Annotated in this window: 21 protein-coding genes; 19 read left to right on the top strand and 2 right to left on the bottom strand. The window is 57.5% G+C overall.

The annotated features are described in order from the left end of the window. Nucleotides 1-33 precede the first annotated feature (33 nt). Nucleotides 34-978, bottom strand: coding sequence for a FecR domain-containing protein (locus PspS35_RS29965; RefSeq protein ID WP_159937954.1), 945 nt, complete (start codon nt 976-978; stop codon nt 34-36). Continuing rightward, complete coding sequence (locus tag PspS35_RS29960; protein WP_159937953.1) at nt 978-1484, bottom strand: sigma-70 family RNA polymerase sigma factor; 507 nt, start codon at nt 1482-1484, stop codon at nt 978-980. The genes PspS35_RS29965 and PspS35_RS29960 overlap by 1 nt, the downstream gene beginning before the upstream one ends. A gap of 566 nt (nt 1485-2050) precedes the next feature. Between PspS35_RS29960 and mnmG the strand changes: the two genes are divergently transcribed. The 19 genes from mnmG (at nt 2051) to PspS35_RS29865 (ending at nt 20617) form a co-directional block, all read left to right on the top strand. Next, nucleotides 2051-3943: a tRNA uridine-5-carboxymethylaminomethyl(34) synthesis enzyme MnmG gene (gene mnmG, locus PspS35_RS29955; RefSeq protein WP_159937952.1), complete on the top strand. Its 1893-nt coding sequence runs from the start codon at nt 2051-2053 to the stop codon at nt 3941-3943. Next, nucleotides 3940-4584, top strand: a complete 645-nt coding sequence (gene rsmG, locus PspS35_RS29950; protein WP_159937951.1) for a 16S rRNA (guanine(527)-N(7))-methyltransferase RsmG — start codon at nt 3940-3942, stop codon at nt 4582-4584. The genes mnmG and rsmG overlap by 4 nt, the downstream gene beginning before the upstream one ends. An 18-nt stretch (nt 4585-4602) precedes the next feature. Beyond that, the gene (locus PspS35_RS29945) at nt 4603-5400 is read left to right on the top strand and encodes a ParA family protein (RefSeq protein ID WP_016978715.1); all 798 of its coding nucleotides are present in this window, start codon (nt 4603-4605) and stop codon (nt 5398-5400) included. 9 nt (nt 5401-5409) lie between these two features. Continuing rightward, complete coding sequence (locus PspS35_RS29940) at nt 5410-6282, top strand: ParB/RepB/Spo0J family partition protein (RefSeq protein WP_010207694.1); 873 nt, start codon at nt 5410-5412, stop codon at nt 6280-6282. A 148-nt stretch (nt 6283-6430) separates the two neighbouring features. Continuing rightward, nucleotides 6431-6838 (top strand): F0F1 ATP synthase subunit I, encoded by a 408-nt coding sequence (locus PspS35_RS29935; RefSeq protein ID WP_003177069.1) that lies wholly within the window; start codon nt 6431-6433, stop codon nt 6836-6838. 16 nt (nt 6839-6854) lie between these two features. After that, nucleotides 6855-7724: a F0F1 ATP synthase subunit A gene (gene atpB / locus PspS35_RS29930; RefSeq protein ID WP_017736231.1), complete on the top strand. Its 870-nt coding sequence runs from the start codon at nt 6855-6857 to the stop codon at nt 7722-7724. 134 nt (nt 7725-7858) lie between these two features. Continuing rightward, complete coding sequence (gene atpE / locus PspS35_RS29925; RefSeq protein ID WP_002555987.1) at nt 7859-8116, top strand: F0F1 ATP synthase subunit C; 258 nt, start codon at nt 7859-7861, stop codon at nt 8114-8116. A gap of 56 nt (nt 8117-8172) precedes the next feature. Next, on the top strand, nt 8173-8643 hold the full coding sequence (locus PspS35_RS29920; protein ID WP_008439543.1) for a F0F1 ATP synthase subunit B: 471 nt from the start codon (nt 8173-8175) through the stop codon (nt 8641-8643). Nucleotides 8644-8655: 12 nt separating this feature from the next. After that, nucleotides 8656-9192, top strand: a complete 537-nt coding sequence (locus PspS35_RS29915) for a F0F1 ATP synthase subunit delta (RefSeq protein ID WP_017528669.1) — start codon at nt 8656-8658, stop codon at nt 9190-9192. 21 nt (nt 9193-9213) lie between these two features. Beyond that, entirely contained in the window at nt 9214-10758 is a 1545-nt protein-coding gene (atpA, locus tag PspS35_RS29910; RefSeq protein WP_003177064.1) for a F0F1 ATP synthase subunit alpha, read from the top strand. Between the two features lie 50 nt (nt 10759-10808). Beyond that, nucleotides 10809-11669, top strand: a complete 861-nt coding sequence (gene atpG / locus PspS35_RS29905) for a F0F1 ATP synthase subunit gamma (RefSeq protein WP_010565870.1) — start codon at nt 10809-10811, stop codon at nt 11667-11669. A gap of 27 nt (nt 11670-11696) precedes the next feature. Then, complete coding sequence (gene atpD, locus PspS35_RS29900) at nt 11697-13073, top strand: F0F1 ATP synthase subunit beta (RefSeq protein ID WP_003177062.1); 1377 nt, start codon at nt 11697-11699, stop codon at nt 13071-13073. A 44-nt stretch (nt 13074-13117) separates the two neighbouring features. Next, nucleotides 13118-13534, top strand: a complete 417-nt coding sequence (locus PspS35_RS29895) for a F0F1 ATP synthase subunit epsilon (protein ID WP_159937950.1) — start codon at nt 13118-13120, stop codon at nt 13532-13534. A gap of 123 nt (nt 13535-13657) precedes the next feature. Further along, a complete protein-coding gene (gene glmU / locus PspS35_RS29890; RefSeq protein ID WP_159937949.1) occupies nt 13658-15025 on the top strand; it encodes a bifunctional UDP-N-acetylglucosamine diphosphorylase/glucosamine-1-phosphate N-acetyltransferase GlmU in 1368 nt (455 codons plus the stop codon). Between the two features lie 148 nt (nt 15026-15173). Next, nucleotides 15174-15941, top strand: a complete 768-nt coding sequence (locus PspS35_RS29885) for a DeoR family transcriptional regulator (RefSeq protein ID WP_122306937.1) — start codon at nt 15174-15176, stop codon at nt 15939-15941. 10 nt (nt 15942-15951) lie between these two features. Further along, a complete protein-coding gene (glmS, locus tag PspS35_RS29880) occupies nt 15952-17784 on the top strand; it encodes a glutamine--fructose-6-phosphate transaminase (isomerizing) (RefSeq protein ID WP_159937948.1) in 1833 nt (610 codons plus the stop codon). Nucleotides 17785-18364: 580 nt separating this feature from the next. Next, nucleotides 18365-19153 (top strand): ABC transporter permease, encoded by a 789-nt coding sequence (locus tag PspS35_RS29875; protein ID WP_159937947.1) that lies wholly within the window; start codon nt 18365-18367, stop codon nt 19151-19153. A 62-nt stretch (nt 19154-19215) separates the two neighbouring features. Next, on the top strand, nt 19216-19851 hold the full coding sequence (locus PspS35_RS29870) for an ATP-binding cassette domain-containing protein (RefSeq protein ID WP_238785961.1): 636 nt from the start codon (nt 19216-19218) through the stop codon (nt 19849-19851). A 10-nt stretch (nt 19852-19861) separates the two neighbouring features. Continuing rightward, on the top strand, nt 19862-20617 hold the full coding sequence (locus tag PspS35_RS29865; RefSeq protein ID WP_159937945.1) for a glycosyltransferase family 2 protein: 756 nt from the start codon (nt 19862-19864) through the stop codon (nt 20615-20617). Nucleotides 20618-20619: the final 2 nt, after the last annotated feature.

The following is a 20619-nucleotide window of genomic DNA, read 5'->3' as shown; positions in this document are numbered from 1 at the left end:
AAAAAGATAACCCCTCTGTGGATTATTTTTTGCTCAGCCGATTCGTCTTACCGACACCCAGTAGCGGGTGAAGTATTTCACCTGAATCGGCAATGTTGCTTGCAAATTGGCCAACACGGCGTCGGTGGAATCGAGCCGGAACGTCCCGGACACCCGCAACCGCGCTGAGGCCGGATCGCACTGCAATACACCTGCTCGATAGCGGGCGAGTTCGTCGATCACATCACCCAATCTGGCATCCAACACAATCAGTTGGCCCTCCACCCACGCTGCCTGGCTGCCGCGATACGGGTGATTCACACCAACATTCTGCCGGTCGAAATCGGCGCTTTCACCAGCGTTGAGCAGGCGCCCGTGCCCGGGTTGATCTGCGGGTGACACGCTGACCCGGTCTTCCAGTACCCCGACGCGCGTGGCGTCCGATAGCTGGCGCACGGTAAACCGAGTACCGAGCGCCTGCACCCGGCCTTGGCGGGTGTCGACGTAAAACGGTGTCTGCCCGCCCGACTTGCCGGTGTGGATAAGTACCTCGCCTTCGCGTAGACGGATCAACCGCTGGCGCCCATCGAACAGCACGTCAATTGAGGTGTGGGTGTTGAGGTCGACCCGCGTGCCATCGGCCAACTCGATGTGCCGACGTTCACCCACGGAGGTACGGTAGTCGGCCCAGGCATTGCCCAGGGATGTGTGTTGCTGGACGTTCCAACCCAAGTACCCGGTGCCGCCAAGCAGCAGCATCCACTTGAGCACCTGACGACGTTGTTGGGTTGTGGACAGCGCACGACGCGTCAGATCCGGGGGCAGGGTGCCAAGACTGCGCTGCAACTGCTCCATCTGGTTCCATGCGGCCAGATGGGCGGGGTCGCCATTGAGCCATTGCTGCCAGGCGTGGCGTTCAGCGGGGGTGGGCGATTGGGATTGAAACTGCACGTACCAGCTCGCGGCGGCTTCGAAAACCTTACGATCAGGAGGGGCCATTACAGGCTGGCCATGATCAGCGCACATTCCGTCAGCGCGCGAATCATGTGCTTCTTCACCGTGGTCAGTGAAACCCGCAGTTGATCGGCGATCTGTTGATAAGTCAGCCCCTCGATCTGCGACAGCATGAAAATCTTCCGCGCCCGTTCACCAAGGCTTGCCAAGGCTTTGTCCACAGCTACCAGGGTTTCAATGATGATGGCTTTGTCTTCTTCACTGATGGCCGTGGCCTCAGGGCGTTCGGCCAGGGTTTGCCGATAGGCCTGCTCGATGGCATGCCGGCGATAACGATCAATCACCAGCCCCCTGGCAATGGTCGCCAGATAGTCCCGTGGTTCGAGGATCTGCGCGGCGTGGCGGCCGCCCAGGATACGCACGAACGTATCGTGCGCCACATCGGCTGCATCGCAAGCGTTGTGTAACTTGCCTTTGAGCCACCCGTGCAACCAGGAATGGTGTTGCTCGTAGATGTGCTGGACGGCAGCCGTGTGTGAAGGAGGGGACATAGGGGCGAGAAAAGGCTGCTTAATGATAATCGCTATTATTAACTGCCCTATGGTTTTCTCACAATAGGTGTCTTTTTACGGTGAGGTTGATGGTGCTGAAGGATTTCGGCGGCATCGTCGTGGGCGCAATTCACCAGAATTTGCGTATTTCTGTGGATTAAGCCCTGTGAATAACCGCCCCTGTGCCCAGTTGATAACAGGGCCTGAAACCTGAATACAAATGCCCCTGTGGATAACCACCTGTTTAATCCACAGGCTTAAAGCACTTATCCAAGGGCCTCATTGGCACCTGACCACAGACTTTTGAATCCCTGTACATAAAGTAAATAAAGGCCTGTAGAGATCTATCCACAGAAAGGTGGCTCAGTAGAAATAAACATAAAAACAAAGATCTTATAAATTTCTTTCTTTTTAATTTCTATTGTTCGTGATTCATCCACAGCTGGTTAAATTTTGTGCAAAGGGTTCTTTAGGAAGGGCTAAGTCCCTATACTTGCCGCCATAGCTCCAAAACTCTTTCAACAAACAATTCCTGATTACCTACATAAGCAGGCACGAGGTGCGTGGTGGATTTCCCTTCCCGTTTTGAAGTGATCGTCATCGGCGGCGGTCATGCCGGTACCGAGGCAGCACTGGCGTCAGCACGCATGGGCGTAAAAACCCTGTTGCTCACGCACAACGTGGAGACCCTCGGTGCAATGAGTTGCAACCCTGCCATCGGCGGGATCGGCAAAAGCCATCTGGTCAAGGAAATCGATGCCCTTGGCGGCGTGATGGCCATGGCTACCGATAAGGGTGGTATTCAATTTCGCGTGCTCAACAGCCGCAAAGGTCCGGCCGTGCGTGCCACCCGGGCACAAGCTGACCGCATCCTGTACAAGGCTGCGGTACGTGAAACCCTGGAAAACCAGCCGAACCTGTGGATATTTCAACAGGCAGCGGATGACCTGATCGTCGAACAAGACGTGGTGAAGGGTGTTGTCACCCAAATGGGCCTGCGTTTCTTCGCAGAATCGGTGGTGTTGACCACCGGTACGTTCCTGGGTGGACTTATCCACATCGGCATGCAGAACTATTCCGGCGGCCGCGCCGGTGACCCGCCGTCGATTGCCCTGGCAAAACGCCTGCGTGAATTGCCGCTGCGGGTCGGTCGCCTGAAAACCGGGACCCCGCCGCGTATTGACGGGCGTTCTGTGGATTTTTCGGTGATGACCGAGCAAGCCGGCGATACACCGATCCCCGTGATGTCGTTCATGGGTTCCAAAGAGCAGCACCCCAAACAGGTGAGTTGCTGGATTACCCACACCAACGCTCGCACTCACGAAATAATCGCCGCGAACCTCGACCGTTCGCCGATGTATTCCGGGGTGATCGAAGGCATTGGCCCGCGTTATTGCCCGTCGATCGAAGACAAGATCCACCGCTTTGCCGACAAGGAAAGCCACCAGGTCTTCATCGAGCCCGAAGGCTTGACCACCCATGAGTTGTACCCGAACGGGATTTCCACGTCCTTGCCGTTCGACGTGCAAATCCAGATCGTGCAATCGATTCGTGGCATGGAAAACGCGCATATCGTGCGTCCGGGCTACGCCATCGAATACGACTACTTCGACCCGCGTGACCTGAAGTACAGCCTCGAAACCAAAGTCATCGCAGGCCTGTTTTTCGCCGGTCAAATCAACGGCACCACCGGTTACGAAGAAGCCGGCGCCCAGGGTTTGCTGGCCGGGACCAACGCGGCACTGCGTGCACAGGGCAAAGACAGCTGGTGCCCGCGTCGCGATGAAGCGTATATCGGCGTACTGGTTGATGATCTGATTACCCTGGGTACCCAGGAACCGTACCGGATGTTCACGTCGCGAGCGGAATACCGCCTGATCCTGCGTGAAGACAACGCCGACCTGCGCTTGACCGAAAAAGGTCGCGAACTGGGTCTGGTCGATGACGCACGCTGGGAAGCCTTCTGCAAAAAACGCGAAAGCATCACGTTGGAAGAGCAACGCCTGAAAAGCACCTGGGTACGCCCGGGCACTGAGCAGGGCGACGCAATCGCCGAAAAATTCGGCACGCCGCTGACCCACGAGTACAACCTGCTCAACCTGCTGTCGCGTCCGGAAATCGACTACGCTGGCTTGGTCGAAGTGACCGGTGGCGGTGCAGACGATCCCCAGGTTGCCGAGCAGGTCGAGATCAAGACCAAGTACGCCGGTTACATTGACCGCCAGCAGGACGAGATCGCCCGACTGCGTGCCAGTGAAAACACCAAGCTGCCTGTGGATATCGACTACACCGGGATTTCCGGGCTGTCGAAAGAAATCCAAAGCAAGCTGGGGATAACTCGACCCGAAACCCTGGGCCAGGCGTCACGTATCCCCGGCGTCACCCCGGCAGCCATTTCGCTGTTGATGATTCATTTGAAAAAACGCGGCGCGGGCCGTCAGTTGGAGCAAAGCGCTTGAGTTCGTTGGTTACCTCGCAACACGCCGAAGAGTTATCCACAGGTGCACGCCAGTTGGGCGTCGACCTGACCGCCGCCCAGCACGACTTGCTGCTGGGCTATCTGGCCCTGTTGATCAAGTGGAACAAGGCCTACAACCTCACGGCGGTGCGCAATCCCGACGAGATGGTGTCCCGGCACTTGCTCGATAGCCTGAGCGTGATGCCCTTCATCGAAAACGGTCGCTGGCTGGACGTGGGCAGTGGCGGCGGTATGCCGGGTATTCCCCTGGCCATCCTGTTTCCCGAGTCCCAAGTGACCTGCCTGGACAGCAACGGCAAGAAAACCCGCTTCCTCACCCAGGTCAAACTCGAACTCAAGCTGGAGAACCTTCACGTTATCCACAGCCGTGTCGAGGCGTTCACGCCTGAACTGCCTTTCAACGGAATTGTTTCCCGGGCGTTCAGCAGCATGGAGAACTTCAGCAACTGGACACGCCACCTGGGCGACCGCGATACCCGCTGGCTGGCAATGAAGGGCGTCCATCCAAGCGATGAGCTGTTAGCATTGCCGACAGACTTCCACCTCGATAGCGAACACGCCTTGGCCGTACCCGGTTGCCAAGGCCAACGCCATCTGCTGATACTGCGCCGCACGGCATGATTGGGAACACAAGCAAGAATGGCTAAGGTATTCGCGATAGCGAACCAGAAAGGTGGCGTGGGCAAAACCACCACCTGCATCAACCTCGCAGCATCCCTGGTCGCGACCAAGCGCCGGGTGCTGTTGATCGATCTCGATCCACAGGGCAACGCCACCATGGGTAGCGGTGTGGATAAACACGGCTTGGAAAACTCGGTCTACGACTTGCTGATCGGCGAGTGCGACCTGGCCCAGGCGATGCACTACTCCGAGCACGGTGGCTACCAACTGCTGCCGGCCAACCGCGATCTGACCGCGGCGGAAGTGGTGCTGCTGGAAATGCAGATGAAAGAAAGCCGTCTGCGCAGCGCCTTGGCGCCGATCCGCGAGAACTACGATTACATCTTGATCGACTGCCCACCGTCGCTGTCGATGCTGACGCTCAACGCGTTGGTGGCTGCCGATGGGGTGATTATCCCCATGCAGTGCGAATACTACGCGCTGGAAGGTTTGAGCGACCTTGTGGATAACATCAAGCGCATCGCCGAGCTGCTCAACCCGAACCTGCAGATCGAAGGCCTGCTGCGAACCATGTTCGATCCGCGCCTGAGCCTGATGAACGATGTGTCGGCCCAGCTCAAGGAACACTTTGGCGACCAGTTGTACGACACGGTGATCCCGCGCAACATCCGTCTGGCCGAAGCGCCAAGCTACGGGATGCCCGCGCTGGCGTACGACAAATCATCGCGTGGCGCCATTGCCTACCTGGCACTGGCCGGCGAGATGGTTCGCCGCCAACGCCGCAACTCCCGCACCGCTGCTGCCCAGCCAACTTAAGGAATCCCCATGGCCGTCAAGAAACGAGGTCTCGGACGTGGACTGGATGCACTGTTGAGTGGTCCGACCGTCACATCGCTTGAAGAACAAGCGGTGCAGGCCGACGAGCGCGAGCTGCAGCACCTGCCGCTGGACCTGATCCAGCGCGGCAAATACCAGCCACGCCGGGACATGGACCCCCAGGCGCTGGAAGAACTGGCCAACTCGATCAAGGCCCAGGGCGTGATGCAGCCGATCGTGGTGCGCCCGATTGGTGGCGGCCGCTTTGAAATCATCGCCGGTGAACGTCGCTGGCGTGCCAGCCAGCAGGCTGGCAAAGAGACCATCCCGGCGATGGTGCGCGATGTGCCGGATGAAACCGCGATCGCCATGGCGTTGATCGAGAACATCCAGCGTGAAGATCTCAACCCGATCGAAGAAGCGATTGCCCTGCAGCGTTTGCAGCAGGAATTCCAGCTGACCCAGCAGCAAGTGGCCGAGGCGGTGGGTAAATCCCGTGTGACCGTGTCCAACTTGCTGCGCCTGATCGCGTTGCCGGAAGTCATCAAGACCATGTTGTCCCATGGCGACCTGGAAATGGGTCACGCCCGTGCTTTGCTCGGATTGCCGGAAAACCAGCAGGTTGAAGGGGCGCGACACGTTGTCGCACGAGGGCTCACCGTTCGTCAGACCGAAGCCCTGGTTCGCCAGTGGCTCAGCGGCAAACCTGCACCGGTCGAAACCGTCAAACCTGATCCGGATATCGCGCGTCTCGAGCAGCGCCTGGCCGAGCGCCTGGGCTCTGCGGTGCAAATTCGCCACGGCAAGAAGGGCAAAGGACAATTGGTCATCGGATATAACTCGCTAGACGAGCTTCAGGGCGTCCTTGCCCACATCCGCTGAAACATTTGCTTATGTAGCGCGTGATCGGAAATCACTACCCGGCAGTTGAATAGGGGCAGAACCGCCCCTATACTCTGCGCGCATTTTGTCGGCACAAATTATGCCAAGTTATTGATTTCCGGCAGCCGACCATTGAGGAGCAAGAGTGATGGAAACCCGCACGCCAAACACGTTGCCGTTCCATCGCTTGGCCGTTTTCCCGGTTTTATTGGCTCAATTTGTCATCTTGCTGATCGCCGCATTGGCGCTTTGGTACGGGCATGGAGTCGTAGCCGGATATTCAGGACTCTGCGGAGGCCTGATAGCCTTGCTGCCCAATATGTATTTTGCTCACAGGGCCTTTCGGTTTTCCGGCGCCCGAGCAGCCCAGGCTATCGTCCGGTCTTTTTATGCTGGCGAGGCAGGGAAACTGATTTTGACGGCAGTGCTGTTTGCACTGACCTTTGCAGGTGTGAAGCCATTGGCGCCGCTGGCTGTATTCGGCGTCTTCGTGTTGACCCAACTGGTCAGCTGGTTCGCTCCCCTGCTAATGAAAACAAGACTTTCGAAACCTTAGGGCGTTTGAGGCAACCATGGCAGAAACAACCGCTTCGGGCTATATCCAGCACCACTTGCAGAACCTGACCTTCGGTCAGCTTCCCAACGGCGGCTGGGGCTTTGCCCACTCCGCAGCAGAAGCCAAAGAAATGGGTTTCTGGGCTTTCCACCTGGACACTCTGGGCTGGTCGGTCGCACTGGGTCTGATCTTCGTCCTGATTTTCCGCATGGCGGCAAAGAAGGCGACTTCCGGTCAACCAGGTGCTTTGCAGAACTTCGTTGAAGTATTGGTCGAATTCGTCGATGGCAGCGTGAAAGACAGCTTCCATGGCCGTAGCCCGGTGATTGCACCGCTGGCACTGACCATCTTCGTCTGGGTGTTCCTGATGAACGCCGTCGACCTGATCCCGGTGGACTGGATTCCTCAGTTGGCCATGGCGATTTCCGGCGACCCGCACATTCCATTCCGTGCCGTATCGACCACTGACCCGAACGCTACCCTGGGCATGGCCCTGTCGGTCTTTGCGTTGATCATTTTCTACAGCATCAAGATCAAGGGCATCGGCGGTTTCATCGGCGAACTGACCCTGCACCCGTTCGGCAGCAAGAACATCTTCGTTCAGGCCCTGCTGATTCCGGTGAACTTCCTGCTGGAATTCGTGACCCTGATCGCCAAGCCGATTTCCCTGGCTCTGCGACTGTTCGGCAACATGTATGCCGGTGAGCTGGTGTTCATTCTGATCGCTGTGATGTTCGGCAGCGGCCTGCTCTGGCTTAGCGGCCTGGGCATTGTTCTGCAGTGGGCGTGGGCTGTGTTCCACATCCTGATCATTACCCTGCAGGCCTTCATCTTCATGATGCTGACCATCGTCTACCTGTCGATGGCGCACGAAGAGAACCATTAAGACCAGTCTCGACTAGTCTGATGTCCTTCCCGGTGAAACGGGAAGGTAGGCCCTACCGGGCTATGAAACGATTTGTTTTACCGCTTTAAAATCTAAAAAACCTAAACCATACGACGTAAAAGTCGGGAGGAAAGATGGAAACTGTAGTTGGTCTAACCGCTATCGCTGTTGCACTGTTGATCGGCCTGGGCGCCCTGGGTACTGCCATTGGTTTCGGCCTGCTGGGCGGCAAGTTCCTGGAAGGCGCAGCGCGTCAGCCAGAAATGGTTCCAATGCTGCAAGTTAAAATGTTCATCGTCGCCGGCCTGCTCGACGCCGTGACCATGATCGGTGTTGGTATCGCTCTGTTCTTCACCTTCGCGAACCCTTTCGTTGGTCAACTCGCCGGTTAATCACTCGTCTTTTCGAGTGATTGGTGTGTTGTGCAACGAATGAGCGAGGTATTGGCGTGAACATTAATGCAACCATTATTGGTCAGTCCTTAGCGTTCTTGATTTTTGTCGTTTTCTGCATGAAGTTCGTATGGCCTCCGGTCATCGCAGCTCTGCACGAACGTCAGAAGAAGATCGCGGATGGACTGGACGCTGCAGCACGAGCAGCTCGCGACCTGGAGTTGGCCCAAGATAAAGCGGGTCAACAACTGCGCGAAGCGAAAGCTCAAGCAGCCGAAATCATTGAGCAAGCCAAGAAACGCGGTAACCAGATCGTTGAAGAGGCTGTTGAAAAAGCCCGTATCGACGCTGACCGTGTGAAGGTTCAGGCTCAGGCCGAGATCGAGCAGGAACTGAACGGTGTCAAAGACGCTCTGCGTGCCCAACTGGGTGCTCTGGCCGTCGGCGGTGCTGAGAAGATCCTGGGTGCCACAATCGATCAAAACGCGCACGCGGAGCTGGTTAACAAACTGGCTGCTGAAATTTAAGCGAGGGCGATCATGGCAGAATTGACCACGTTGGCCCGACCTTACGCTAAGGCAGCCTTCGAGCACGCCCAGGCCCACCAGCAGCTGGCCTCTTGGTCAGCCATGCTCGGCCTGGCTGCAGCAGTGTCGCAAGACGACACCATGCAGCGCGTGCTCAAGGCCCCGCGACTGACGAGCGCAGACAAGGCCGCCACTTTTATTGAAGTGTGCGGCGACAAGTTTGATGTGAAGGCACAGAACTTCATCAACGTCATTGCCGAAAACGACCGTCTCCTGCTTCTGCCGGAGATTGCCGCTCTGTTCGACCTGTACAAGGCCGAGCAAGAGAAGTCGGTAGACGTTGAAGTGACCAGTGCTTTTGCATTGAACCAAGAACAGCAAGACAAACTCGCCAAGGTTCTCAGTGCACGACTCGACCGGGAAGTGCGCCTGCAAGTTGCGGAAGACCCATCCCTCATTGGGGGTGTTGTCATTCGCGCCGGCGACCTGGTTATCGATGGCTCGATTCGCGGCAAACTCGCGAATCTTGCCGAAGCATTGAAATCTTGAGTTTGAAGGGGCAGCAGAGCAATGCAGCAACTCAATCCTTCCGAAATAAGTGAAATTATCAAGGGCCGCATCGACAAGCTCGATGTGACCTCCCAAGCCCGTAACGAAGGCACTGTCGTCAGCGTATCTGACGGCATCGTGCGGATTCACGGTCTGGCCGACGTAATGTACGGCGAGATGATCGAGTTTCCGGGCGGCGTCTACGGTATGGCCCTCAACCTGGAGCAAGACTCCGTAGGTGCCGTTGTATTGGGCGCGTACACCAGTCTGGCTGAAGGCATGAGCGCCAAGTGCACAGGCCGCATCCTGGAAGTTCCGGTTGGTAAGGAACTGCTGGGTCGCGTAGTCGACGCACTGGGTAACCCTGTTGACGGTAAAGGTCCACTGGGCAACACCGAGACCGACGCGGTCGAGAAAGTTGCTCCAGGCGTGATCTGGCGTAAGTCGGTAGACCAGCCTGTACAGACTGGCTACAAGGCTGTCGATGCCATGATCCCAGTCGGCCGTGGCCAGCGTGAGCTGATCATCGGTGACCGTCAGATCGGTAAAACCGCTCTGGCGATCGACGCGATCATCAACCAGAAGAACAGCGGCATTTTCTGCGTCTACGTAGCTATTGGTCAGAAGCAATCGACCATCGCCAACGTGGTTCGCAAGCTGGAAGAAAACGGCGCCCTGGCCAACACGATCATCGTGGCTGCCAGTGCTTCGGAATCTCCTGCGCTGCAATTCCTGGCACCGTACTCCGGTTGCACCATGGGTGAATTCTTCCGCGACCGCGGTGAAGACGCGCTGATCGTTTATGACGATCTGTCCAAGCAAGCAGTGGCTTACCGCCAGATTTCCCTGCTGCTGCGCCGTCCACCAGGCCGTGAAGCCTACCCAGGCGACGTGTTCTATCTCCACTCCCGTCTGCTGGAGCGCGCATCCCGCGTTTCGGAAGAGTACGTAGAGAAGTTCACCAACGGCGCAGTGACCGGCAAAACCGGTTCCCTGACCGCATTGCCGATCATCGAAACCCAGGCTGGCGACGTTTCCGCGTTCGTTCCGACCAACGTGATTTCCATCACCGACGGTCAGATCTTCCTGGAATCGGCCATGTTCAACTCGGGCATCCGTCCTGCAGTGAACGCCGGTGTTTCGGTATCCCGTGTGGGTGGTGCCGCTCAGACCAAGATCATCAAGAAGCTCTCCGGTGGTATCCGTACCGCTCTGGCTCAGTACCGTGAACTGGCGGCATTCGCCCAGTTCGCTTCTGACCTGGACGAAGCGACCCGTAAGCAACTTGAGCATGGTCAGCGCGTTACCGAGCTGATGAAGCAGAAGCAATACGCCCCAATGTCGATCGCTGACATGGCGTTGTCGCTGTATGCCGCTGAGCGTGGGTTCCTGACCGACGTTGAAATCGCCAAGGTCGGCAGCTTTGAACAAGCGCTGATTGCTTACTTCAACCGCGATCACGCCGAATTGATGGCGAAGATCAACGTGAAGGGTGACTTCAATGACGATATCGACGCTGGCATGAAAGCCGGTATCGAGAAGTTCAAGGCCACCCAAACCTGGTAAGCCGCAGCGGGAGCCGCAAGGCTCCCGCTTGCTAACCTGATAGGTGTTACATGGCAGGCGCAAAAGAGATTCGCAGTAAGATTGCGAGCATCAAAAGCACGCAAAAAATTACCAGCGCCATGGAAAAAGTGGCGGTCAGCAAAATGCGCAAGGCACAAATGCGCATGGCTGCTAGCCGTCCTTATGCGGAGCGTATCCGCCAGGTAATTGGGCATCTGGCCAACGCCAACCCGGAATACCGCCACCCCTTCATGATCGACCGCGAAGTTAAGCGTGTGGGTTATGTGGTAGTGAGCAGTGACCGTGGTTTGTGCGGTGGTCTGAATACCAACCTGTTCAAGGCCCTGGTCAAGGACATGGCGGTAAACCGCGAAAACGGCGTCGAGATCGATCTGTGTGTTGTTGGTAGCAAGGGTGCGGCCTTTTTCCGCAACTTCGGCGGTAACGTCGTAGCAGCTATCAGCCACCTGGGTGAAGAGCCGTCGATCAATGATTTGATCGGCAGTGTGAAGGTGATGCTGGATGCGTACCTGGAAGGCCGGATTGACCGCCTGTCCGTGGTATCCAACAAGTTCATCAACACCATGACCCAGCAGCCAACCGTGGAGCAATTGATTCCACTGGTGGCGACTCCGGATCAGGAACTCAAGCACCACTGGGACTACCTCTACGAACCAGACGCCAAAGAGCTGCTTGACGGCTTGATGGTGCGCTACGTGGAGTCGCAGGTGTACCAGGCGGTGGTCGAGAACAACGCAGCTGAACAAGCGGCGCGGATGATCGCGATGAAAAACGCTACCGATAACGCCGGTGATCTGATCAGCGATTTGCAGCTGATCTACAACAAGGCGCGTCAGGCTGCGATCACCCAAGAGATCTCGGAAATCGTCGGCGGCGCTGCCGCGGTTTAACGGTTCAAATATTCAGAGGATCCAGCTATGAGTAGCGGACGTATCGTTCAAATCATCGGCGCCGTTATCGACGTGGAATTTCCACGCGACAGCGTACCGAGCATCTACAACGCGCTGAAAGTACAAGGCGCGGAAACTACTCTGGAAGTTCAGCAGCAGCTGGGCGACGGCGTAGTTCGTACCATTGCGATGGGTTCCACCGAAGGCTTGAAGCGCGGTCTGGACGTTATCGACTCTGGCGCAGCCATCTCCGTACCGGTCGGTAAAGCGACCCTGGGCCGGATCATGGACGTACTGGGCAACCCGATTGACGAAGCTGGCCCGATCGACACCGAAGAGCGTTGGGGCATTCACCGTCCAGCACCTTCGTTCGCGGAACAAGCTGGCGGCAACGACCTGCTGGAAACCGGCATCAAGGTTATCGACCTGGTTTGCCCGTTCGCCAAAGGCGGTAAAGTCGGTCTGTTCGGTGGTGCCGGTGTAGGCAAGACCGTAAACATGATGGAACTGATCCGTAACATCGCCATCGAGCACAGCGGTTATTCCGTGTTCGCCGGTGTGGGTGAGCGTACCCGTGAGGGTAACGACTTCTACCACGAGATGAAGGACTCCAACGTTCTGGACAAAGTGGCACTGGTTTACGGTCAGATGAACGAGCCGCCGGGTAACCGTCTGCGCGTAGCACTGACTGGCCTGACCATGGCTGAGAAGTTCCGTGACGAAGGTAACGACGTTCTGTTGTTCGTCGACAACATCTACCGTTACACCCTGGCCGGTACTGAAGTATCCGCACTGCTGGGCCGTATGCCTTCGGCAGTAGGTTACCAGCCGACCCTGGCTGAAGAGATGGGCGTTCTGCAAGAACGTATCACTTCGACCAAGGAAGGTTCGATCACTTCGATCCAAGCGGTATACGTACCTGCGGATGACTTGACCGACCCGTCGCCAGCGACCACCTTCGCCCACTTGGACGCCACCGTCGTTCTGTCCCGTGACATCGCTTCCCTGGGTATCTACCCAGCGGTCGATCCACTCGACTCGACTTCGCGCCAGCTGGACCCGAACGTGATCGGCCAGGAGCACTACGACACCGCTCGCGGCGTTCAGTACGTGCTGCAGCGTTACAAAGAACTGAAGGACATCATTGCGATCCTGGGTATGGACGAGCTGTCGGAAGCCGACAAGCAGTTGGTAAACCGTGCTCGTAAGATCCAGCGCTTCTTGTCGCAGCCGTTCTTCGTGGCTGAAGTCTTCACCGGTGCTTCGGGTAAATACGTTTCCCTGAAAGACACCATTGCTGGCTTCAAAGGCATCCTCAACGGTGACTACGACCACCTGCCAGAACAAGCGTTCTACATGGTCGGCGGCATCGAAGAAGCGATCGAGAAAGCCAAGAAACTGTAATCCAGGCGCCCGGCAACGGGCGCTCATCAGGTTGAGGCAATCAGATGGCTATGACAGTCCATTGCGATATCGTCAGCGCGGAAGGGGAAATCTTCTCCGGTCTGGTAGAAATGGTGATTGCACACGGTGAACTCGGTGACCTGGGTATTGCCCTGGGCCACGCGCCGTTGATCACCAGCTTGAAGCCAGGTCCGATCACTCTGACCAAGCAAGGCGGGGAAAAGGAGGTGTTTTACATCTCCGGTGGTTTCCTTGAGGTTCAGCCGAACATGGTCAAGGTACTTGCCGACACCGTGCAACGTGCTGGCGACCTGGATGAAGCCTCCGCTCAGGAAGCCGTCAAGGCTGCCGAGAAGGCGCTGAACGAAAAAGGTGCAGACTTCGACTACAGCGCTGCTGCAGTCCGTCTGGCCGAGGCCGCAGCCCAGCTGCGTACTCTCCAGCAGATCCGCAAGAAGTAAGCGGCCACGCCGTCATGCTTCATGCGCGATTGATTAAAAAGGGTAGCCTCGGCTACCCTTTTTCTTTTTTTGCAAAACACTTCTCTGGTCTGAACCCGGACCGCCCAGGATTGGTAGCCATTCATGTCTCTTGAAATCGTCATTCTCGCCGCAGGCCAGGGCACCCGCATGCGTTCAGCCCTGCCCAAGGTGCTGCACCCGGTGGCCGGCAACTCCATGCTTGGCCATGTTATCCACAGCGCCCGGCAGTTGGACCCGCAACGCATCCACGTGGTGATTGGCCACGGTGCTGACGTGGTGCGTGAACGCCTGGCGGCGGATGATCTGAATTTCGTGTTGCAGGACAAACAACTCGGCACCGGCCACGCGACCGCACAAGCGGTACCGTTCATTACGGCCGACACTGTGCTGATCCTCTACGGCGACGTACCGCTGATCGAAGTGGAAACCCTGCAACGCCTGCTCAAGCACGTAGTGCCTGGCCAGATGGGCCTGCTCACCGTTGAACTGGACGACCCCACCGGCTACGGGCGCATCGTGCGCAATGCCGACGGCAAGGTCGCAGCCATCGTTGAACACAAGGACGCCAGCGAAGCCCAACGCGCCATCACCGAAGGCAATACCGGGATTCTCGCCGTCCCTGCGAACAAGCTTGCTGACTGGATGAGCCGTCTGTCCAACAACAACGCCCAGGGCGAGTATTACCTCACCGATGTCATCGAGATGGCCGTGAGTGATGGCCTGCTGGTCGCCACCGAACAGCCCCACGACCCGATGGAAGTGCAGGGCGCCAACGACCGCAAGCAGCTGGCAGAGCTGGAGCGTCACTACCAGCTGCGCGAAGGCCGTCGTTTGATGGCTCAGGGCGTGACCCTGCGCGACCCGGCACGCTTTGACGTACGCGGGGAAGTGACGGTGGGCCGCGACGTGCTGATCGACATCAACGTGATCCTCGAAGGTCGCGTCATCATCGAAGACGACGTGGTGATCGGCCCGAACTGTGTGATCAAGGACAGTACCTTGCGTAAAGGCGTGGTGGTCAAGGCCAACAGCCATATCGAAGGCGCCGTGATGGGCGAGGGCAGCGACGCCGGCCCGTTTGCACGGTTGCGCCCTGGCAGCGTGCTGGAAGCGAAGGCCCATGTGGGTAACTTTGTCGAACTGAAAAATGCCCACCTCGGTGAAGGCGCCAAGGCAGGCCACCTGACCTACCTGGGCGATGCGGTTATCGGTGCTCGCACCAACATCGGCGCGGGCACCATCACCTGCAACTACGATGGCGCCAACAAGCACATGACCGTACTGGGTGAAGACGTATTCATCGGCTCCAACAACTCGTTGGTCGCGCCGGTCAAGGTCGGCGACGGCGCGACCACTGCTGCCGGTTCGACTATCAACCAGGATGTGGATAACTTGCAGCTCGGCGTCGCCCGCGCCCGCCAACGCAACATCGACGGTTGGAAGCGCCCGGTTAAAATCACAAAAACTTGAGTTATCCACAGCCCACTGTGGAAGGAGGCAAGCCCCCTCCCACAGTGGGCCTGTATTGTTTGAAAAATCTGTCCCAGGCGCTTGACGATGTCTTCTCAATAGGTTTTGATTGCCTTCGTTATCTTTCGAAACGAAACTTATCATCACCATGTCGAAACGAAATACACCCCAACGACGCCACAACATCCTGGCCTTGCTCAACGAGCAGGGTGAAGTCAGCGTGGACGAACTGGCCAAACGTTTCGAAACCTCGGAAGTTACGATCCGCAAGGACCTGGCCGCCCTCGAAAGCAACGGCCTGTTGCTGCGCCGCTACGGTGGCGCCATCACCATGCCCCAGGAACTGGTCGGCGACGCCGCCCAGCCGATCTCGGCCCACAAGCGTGCCATCGCCCGTGCGGCGGTGATGCGCTTGCGCGAGCACGCCCGCATCATCATCGACAGCGGCAGCACCACCGCCGCGATGATTCCCGAGCTGGGCCACCAGCCCGGCCTGGTGGTGATGACCAATTCCCTGCACGTGGCCAGCGCCTTGAGCGAACTGGAACACGAGCCGGTGTTGCTGATGACCGGTGGCACCTGGGACCCGCATTCGGATTCGTTCCAAGGCCAGGTTGCCGAGCAAGTGCTGCGCTCCTACGACTTTGATCAGCTGTTCATCGGTGCCGATGGCATCGATCTGCAGCGCGGCACCACCACCTTCAACGAACTGCTGGGCCTGAGCCGCGTGATGGCCGAGGTCGCCCGTGAAGTGGTGGTGATGGTCGAGTCCGACAAGATCGGCCGCAAGATTCCCAACCTGGAACTGCCCTGGAGCAGCGTCCATACCCTTATTACCGATGATCGCCTGCCGCTTGAGGCCCGCGACCAGATCCAAGCCCGCGGCATTACGCTGATATGCGCGGCAATCATCTAGGAGAAGCACCATGTGTGGAATTGTTGGCGCAGTCGCCGAACGTAACGTTACCGCAATCCTGCTCGAAGGCCTCAAGCGCCTGGAATACCGAGGTTATGACAGCGCCGGCGTGGCGGTTTTCACCAACGCCGGCAAGCTTGAACGCATGCGTCGCCCAGGCAAGGTCAGTGAGTTGGAGCAGGCCCTGGCCGGCGAGCCGCTGGTGGGCCGCTTAGGCATTGCGCATACCCGTTGGGCCACCCACGGTGCGCCGTGTGAACGTAACGCGCACCCGCACTTCTCTGGCGACTTGGCGGTGGTGCACAACGGCATCATCGAAAACCACGAAGTGCTGCGTGAACAGCTTAAAGGCCTCGGCTATGTGTTCACCTCGGACACCGACACCGAAGTCATCGCCCACCTGCTCCACCATAAACTCAAGGACCTTGGCGACCTGACTGTAGCGCTCAAGGCTACCGTCAAGGAGCTGCACGGCGCCTACGGTTTGGCGGTGGTCTGCGCCAGCCAACCTGATCGTGTGGTTGCCGCCCGCAGTGGCAGCCCGCTGGTGATCGGCCTGGGCCTGGGGGAAAACTTCCTTGCCTCCGATCAACTGGCCCTGCGCCAGGTGACTGACCGCTTCATGTACCTGGAAGAGGGCGATATTGCCGACATCCGCCGCGAAAGCGTGGCGATCTGGGATGTGAACGGCAACTGCGTCGAGCGCGAAGCCGTGCAGTACCGCGACGGTGCCGAAGCCGCCGACAAAGGCGAATACCGCCACTTCATGCTCAAGGAAATCCACGAGCAACCGGCCGTGGTGCAACGCACCCTCGAAGGCCGCCTTGGCGACAAGCAAGTGCTGGTCAACGCCTTCGGCCCGCAGGCCGCCGAGCTGTTCGCCAACGTGCGCAATGTGCAGATCGTCGCCTGCGGTACCAGCTACCACGCCGGCATGGTTGCCCGTTACTGGCTGGAAGAGCTGGCTGGCATCCCGTGCCAAGTCGAAGTGGCCAGCGAATTCCGCTACCGCAAGGTGGTGGTGCAACCCGACACCCTGTTCGTGACCATCTCCCAATCCGGCGAAACCGCCGACACCCTGGCCGCCCTGCGCAACGCCAAGGAGCTGGGCTTCCTCGCCAGCCTAGCGATCTGCAACGTCAGCATCAGCTCCCTGGTGCGTGAGTCCGACCTGACCCTGCTGACCCAGGCCGGTCGCGAAATCGGCGTGGCGTCCACCAAAGCCTTCACCACCCAGCTGGTTGGCTTGTTGTTGCTGACCCTGTCCCTGGGCCAAGTACGCGGCACCTTGGCCGAAGGTGTCGAAGCCACCTTGGTCGAAGAACTGCGTCGTCTGCCAACCCGCCTGGGCGAAGCACTGGCCATGGACAGCGTCGTGGAAAAAGTCGCCGAGCTGTTCGCCGACAAGAACCACACCCTGTTCCTCGGCCGTGGCGCGCAATACCCGGTGGCGATGGAAGGTGCCCTCAAGCTCAAGGAAATCTCGTACATCCACGCCGAAGCCTACCCGGCCGGCGAGCTCAAACACGGCCCACTGGCCCTGGTGGATGACGACATGCCAGTGGTCACCGTAGCGCCGAACAACGAACTGCTGGAAAAACTCAAATCCAACCTGCAGGAAGTGCGCGCCCGTGGCGGCCAACTGGTGGTATTCGCTGATGAGAAAGCCGGCATGACCAACGCGCAAGGCACCCACGTCATCAACATGCCGCACATCAACGACACCCTGTCGCCGATCCTCTACACCATCCCGCTGCAGTTGCTGTCTTACTACGTGGCCGTGCTCAAGGGGACGGATGTGGACCAGCCGCGCAACTTGGCCAAATCGGTGACGGTGGAGTAACTCCTCACGCACCTGGAGGCCCGGCGTGGTCCGTTCTGTGGGATGCAGATCGTACCTCTAACTCTCGCAGACGCCTTCAATACCGTCGGATAGACTTTGAGCTATCCGGCGTTTTTTTCATGCGCCCGTTGAGTGCCAAACCGCGCACGCAGTTAATCTTGCAGAGGCTGGTTTCATAAGTACCGAATTTAATATGTTTTTGGCAGTTGTGGTGTGCGTACTTATTAACTATTCAATCGGCTTGCGTATCTAATTAGTTAAAGCGTTGTTTATGGATGCAAGGCAAATCCATAGCACGGTTGCCGCTATACAATCCTTCCATTCGCCATTGGCCTTTCGCGTAATGCCCTACTCCGTAGGTTGTTGGAGGGCGCCACTAGCTGCTTAAGACGGCCTCAAAAACCATTCAGAAAATGCTCGTCAGGACGGTATCGACAGCGTGGTGCTGATGGATTTTTTGGTTTTGTAACAATTTGAAATATGTTTAATTGAACTATTATGTAGGAAAAATGTACTGCTGGGTGGGCTGATTGCCATTATCAGTGTATGGTGCGCGGCTGTTTTTGTTGAGATGTGTGCGATGCCCTGGCGACAAGGAAGCCTCAGAATTTTCCCGACGATACAGGTGTCGGTGGAGCGTGCCAGACTTGGGCTGAAGTCGGAATCGACGCGAACCCGCCTTGGATTCGCATGGTGGGTGCTGGAGCCCATTCTGCTGTTGGGCATCTACTACAGCGTCTTCGGTCACTTGTTGCGTATTCAGGTTGAGAACTTTGCGGTTTTCCTGATCATCGGCGTCACATTCTGGACATGGTTCAACAAGAGCGTGATGAACTGCACAGACGCCATTTACGAAAAGAAGCATATTCTCGAGCACTGCAAAGTTGACCCTCTGATTTTTCCGCTGACTTCGATATTCAAAGACTTGGTTAAAGAATCACTGGTCGTTGTTTTATTGTTGTTGCTTCTCTGTGCTATCGGTGTGATGCCGAGTTGGCTTTGGTTGTATGTTCCGCTCATTGCCCTTGTGCAGTTGATCATTACTGCGGCGCTAGGCGTATTCGTTGCCGGACTCATTCCATTCATGCCGGACCTGCGCATTCTTATCTCCACAGGCCTGCAATTTCTGATGTTTGCCTCCGGTGTGTTTTACAGCAAAGCCAACATCCCGGCTGAATTGGGCTTTCTGCTCGACATCAATCCGTTGGCTGCGCTGATTTCAATGTATCGCGATGTATTGATGTATGGACGCGCGCCGGTGCTGATCGATCTCCTGGCGTTAGCCGGCGGTGCGTCAGGGCTGCTGATGCTGGCGGTGCTGTTCCTCGCACGGAACAAGAACGCTTATGCCATGGCGCTGAGCAAATGAACGCGCCAGCCGCTCTTACGACGAAATCACTGTCGCTCACCTTTCGTAACGGTCTTCGATTGATGTCGAGGGCCTCCACCACGGTATTGCACGATCTGTCTTTTTCGATAGCACGTGGCGATACGTTCGGGATAGTCGGCAGCAATGGCGCGGGCAAGAGCACGTTGCTCAAGGTGTTGGCAGGGATCTACCAGCCGACTCGCGGCAGCCTGGTCCAGTCCGTTTCCAGTGTTTCGTTGCTCAACCTGCAATTGGGCTTCGATGAGAACCTTGATGCTCGAGACAATATTGTCCTCAGCGGCATGTTGATGGGCATGAGCCGTAGACGCATGCGCGAATTGAGCGACGAGATTCTCGATTACGCCGAGCTTCATATCAGCGCCGCAGTGCCAGTACGCAGCTATTCCACAGGTATGAAAGCGCGCCTGGGCTTTGCCATCTCCAAGTATTCACGACCCGATGTGATCCTGCTGGATGAAGTGTTGAGCGTCGGCGATGGCCACTTTCGCGAAAAGGCGGAAGCCACGATGCGAGACATGATGATGGGCGAACAGACCGTCGTATTTGTCTCGCATGACTCCCAGCGCGTCCGGGAACTGTGCAACCGCGTGTGCTGGCTCAAGGATGGACGGGTACAAATGATTGGCCCGGCCAGTGAAGTTATAGACGCGTATGAACAGTACCTCGTACGCCGGTAGAGGAAATCAAATGCTTAATATAGTCGTCCCCATGGCAGGTGCTGGCAGCCGCTTCGCAGTTGCAGGCTACACCGATCCGAAACCACTGATTCCGGTGCACTCGGTGCCGATGATCAAAGTCGTTATCGACAACCTTACGCCATCCTGCGAGCACCGCTTCATCTTCATCTGCCAGGCAGCGCATGTCGAAGCCTACGGTCTGAACGAAAAGTTGCAGGCTTGGGCGCCCGGTTGCGCCATCGTCGAGCTGGATGGCGTTACCGAAGGCGCGGCCTGCACGGTGTACGCGGCCAAGGATCTGATCGACTCCGATAGTCCGGTAATGATCGCCAACAGTGACCAATACGTTGACGTGAACATCGACGCGTACCTGAGTGCCATGCAGGCACAAAATGCTGATGGCTTGATCATGACCATGAAGGCGAACGACCCGAAGTGGTCCTTCGTTGGCTTCGCGCAAGACGGGCGAATCGAGTGCGTGGTTGAAAAGGAAGTGATCTCCGATGAGGCCACGGTGGGCATCTACAACTTCCGTAGCGGTCGTCAACTGATCGCGGCCATCGAGGCGATGTTCGACAAAGACCTGCGGGTCAATGGCGAGTTCTATGTGGCACCGGCCTACAACGAGATGATCAAGAACCAGGCTCGGGTCATCCATTACAACGTGGGTTCGGAAGGCGCGGGTATGTATGGCCTGGGCATCCCGTCGGACTTGGATCTGTTCCTCAATCTGCCGGTCAGCCGTGCAGCGTGTGCAGGGCGCTGATC

The sequence above is a fragment of the Pseudomonas sp. S35 genome, assembly GCF_009866765.1.
Classification (GTDB): Bacteria; Pseudomonadota; Gammaproteobacteria; order Pseudomonadales; family Pseudomonadaceae; genus Aquipseudomonas.
This window is presented reverse-complemented; position numbering and strand designations above follow the sequence as displayed.